This window comes from Dermacoccus sp. UBA1591 (assembly GCF_002322065.1).
Taxonomy (GTDB): Bacteria; Actinomycetota; Actinomycetes; order Actinomycetales; family Dermatophilaceae; genus Dermacoccus; species Dermacoccus nishinomiyaensis.
Genome location: NZ_DCNR01000110.1, coordinates 126,247 through 129,395, shown reverse-complemented (window position 1 = coordinate 129,395; position 3,149 = coordinate 126,247). Strand labels below are relative to the sequence as shown.

Below are 3,149 nucleotides of genomic sequence, written 5' to 3'. Positions count from 1 at the left end.
CGACCGACACGCCCTCGGCTGACGCCGGTCAGATGGGCGGCGTCGAGACAGGTGTGCCGCGTGCTCCGAAGACCGACGACGTGACGGGAACGCGCGCCGAAGACCGTTGAGCATCAGCCCGGTTCGTCGACAACTCGGCTGACCGGGCCGGGCGGGCGACGCCGGCGGCGGCGTTACGCCCAAACTCAGAGCAACGAGACGAAGGAGAACACGATGATGAACTGGACGGCACGCCTCGCCGTGATCAGCGGCGGGTTGAGTGAGGAATCGTCGACGCATCGTCTCGCCCAGCTGCTGAGCGACGCGGTTGTCGAGAGTGCGCGGGAGCAGGGCAGCGAGGTCGTCGTCGAGCGGATCGACCTGCGGGCGCTGGCGCACGACATCACGACGGCGTCGTTGACGGGGTTCGCTCCCCCGGCGCTCGCGGACGCCTACGAGGTGCTGGGCGCGGCCGACGCCGTGGTCGCGGTGACGCCGACGTACAAGGCGAGCTTCACGGGCTTGTTCAAGTCGTTCTGGGATGCGACTGCGGGCGGCGTGCTGAGCGGCGTGCCCGTCATCGTCGGCGCGACGGGCGGTTCCGCCCGACACTCACTGGTGACGGACACCGCCTTGCGACCGCTGTTCGCGTACATGAAGGCGCTCGTCATGCCGACGGCGGTCTACGCCGCGCCCGACGACTGGGCCGGGCGAGGCCTGGAAGCGCGGGCGAGCGAGGCCGCCGGTGAGTTGACGCAGCAGCTAGAGCGCGTGCTCGGCGGAGCAGACGTGGTGGTGAACGGCGGTTCTGGCGCGCGCGTGTCCAAGGATGGGGAAGCGCCGAGAACATCGTCGAAATCGGTTCGTACGCTTGCCGAGACGCGCAATCGGGCGCGCGATCCGTTCGTCGCGGTGCCGACGATGGAAGAGATGTTGCGCCGCTGAGCACGACTCGTGACCGGAGGGGTCCGTCAGGTTCGTCACGAACCTGACGGACCCCTTCGTCACGTTCGTCTGCCGGGATGTGCCATAGTCGGAAGCGTCCTTCGTGGGAGTCCTGAGAACAGGGCTGAGAGGGAGCTGATACTGCTCCGACCGCTACCCGACCTGACCCGGATCATGCCGGCGCAGGCAGCCAAGGAGACCTCATGGTCGCTCATCCTCCGTTCGGTGCCGACGTTCGTCGACGCCTGCTGCGTGGGGTCTTGCCGTGCCTTCGTCCGATCCGAAGGAGGCACCATCATGACGACGTTCAACGCCCGCGACCTCGCGGCCACCACCGACCGAGCAGCCACGTCGCCGGCGTCGGCCGCGGTTCAGAGGCGCGCAACCACCCCCGCTGACGGATCGGACGCTCGCCGCAAGCAGTACCGAGACGCGGACGGCCTGCGCGTGCCCTACACCGAGGTCATCCTCGACAACTCCCCCGGCACCGGCGCGGCCAACGCTCCCGTCGAGCTGTACGACACCTCCGGCCCGGGCAGTGACCCCGAGGTCGGGCTGCCGCCGTTGCGCGCCGAGTGGATCGCCGAGCGCGACGACGTCGAGACGTACGCCGGCCGAGAGCGCACCCTGCTCGACGACGGCCGCTCGGCCGTCCGACGCGGTGAGGCGAGCCACGAGTGGCGCGGCGAACGTCGCGCACCGCTGCGCTCGAAGGACGGCGCCGTCGTCACCCAGATGCACTACGCCCGTAAGGGATTGATCACCCCCGAGATGCGATTCGTCGCCGCCCGCGAGAACTGCGCCCTCGAACTCGTGCGCGACGAGGTCGCCGCCGGACGCGCGATCATCCCCGCCAACGTCAACCACCCGGAGAGCGAGCCGATGATCATCGGGCGTCGCTTCCTCGTCAAGGTCAACGCGAACATCGGAAACTCGGCCGTGACGTCGTCGATCGCCGAGGAGGTCGACAAGCTGACGTGGGCGACGACGTGGGGCGCCGACACCGTCATGGACCTGTCGACCGGTGACGACATCCACACAACGCGCGAGTGGATCCTCCGCAACTCCCCCGTCCCGATCGGCACCGTGCCGATCTACCAGGCCCTCGAGAAGGTCAACGGTGAGGCCGACAAGCTGACGTGGGAGATCTTCCGCGACACCGTCATCGAGCAGTGCGAGCAGGGCGTCGACTACATGACGATCCACGCCGGCGTGCTGCTGCGCTACGTGCCGATGACGGCCGAGCGCATCACGGGCATCGTCAGCCGCGGCGGCTCGATCATGGCCGGCTGGTGTCTCGCGCACCACGAGGAGAACTTCCTCTACACCCACTTCGACGAGCTGTGCGAGATCTTCGCCCGCTACGACGTCGCCTTCTCCCTCGGTGACGGCCTGCGCCCTGGCTGTACCGCCGACGCCAACGACGAGGCGCAGCTTTCCGAGCTGCGCACCCTCGCCGAGCTGACGAAGCGGGCATGGCAGTTCGACGTCCAGGTCATGGTCGAGGGCCCCGGGCACGTGCCGCTCGACCTCGTCGAGGAGAACGTGCGCCTGCAGCAGGAGTGGTGTGACGGCGCGCCGTTCTACACGCTCGGCCCGCTCGTCACCGACGTCGCACCCGGCTACGACCACATCACTTCCGCCATCGGCGCGACGACGATCGCGATGGGTGGCACCGCGATGCTGTGCTACGTCACGCCGAAGGAGCACCTCGGCCTGCCGAACCGTGATGACGTCAAGACCGGCGTCATCACGTACAAGCTCGCGGCGCACGCCGCGGACGTCGCGAAGCGCCACCCCGGCGCGCGAGCGTGGGACGACGCGTTGAGCAAGGCGCGCTTCGAGTTCCGTTGGAACGACCAGTTCAACCTGTCGCTCGACCCCGACACCGCGCGCGAGTTCCACGACGAATCGCTGCCCGCCGAGGCGGCGAAGACAGCACACTTCTGCTCGATGTGCGGGCCGAAGTTCTGCTCGATGCGCATCAGCCAGGACGTGCGCGACCGCTTCGGCGACGCCGGCGCCCAGCAGCGCGTCGTCAGCGAGAGCGAGGCGCGCGAGGGCATGCAGCAGATGTCGAAGACGTTCGTCGAGCTCGGGCGCAGCGTCTACGTCGAACCCGACACCGCCCACGCCCTGGCAACCCCCACGCCCCAGGACTGACGGGTTCGCAACGGTGAGGGGTGGAGCAACTCGACTCCGCCCCTCACCGACTCTTGTCTCCG

General features: G+C 68.6%; 2 protein-coding genes. Both read left to right on the top strand.

Annotated features, from left to right (window positions below):
* Positions 1-213 precede the first annotated feature (213 nt).
* Entirely contained in the window at positions 214-924 is a 711-nt protein-coding gene (locus B2284_RS12700) for a CE1759 family FMN reductase (RefSeq protein ID WP_006947233.1), read from the top strand.
* 297 nt (positions 925-1,221) lie between these two features.
* Positions 1,222-3,087, top strand: a complete 1,866-nt coding sequence (gene thiC, locus B2284_RS12695) for a phosphomethylpyrimidine synthase ThiC (protein WP_286697597.1) — start codon at positions 1,222-1,224, stop codon at positions 3,085-3,087.
* Positions 3,088-3,149: the final 62 nt, after the last annotated feature.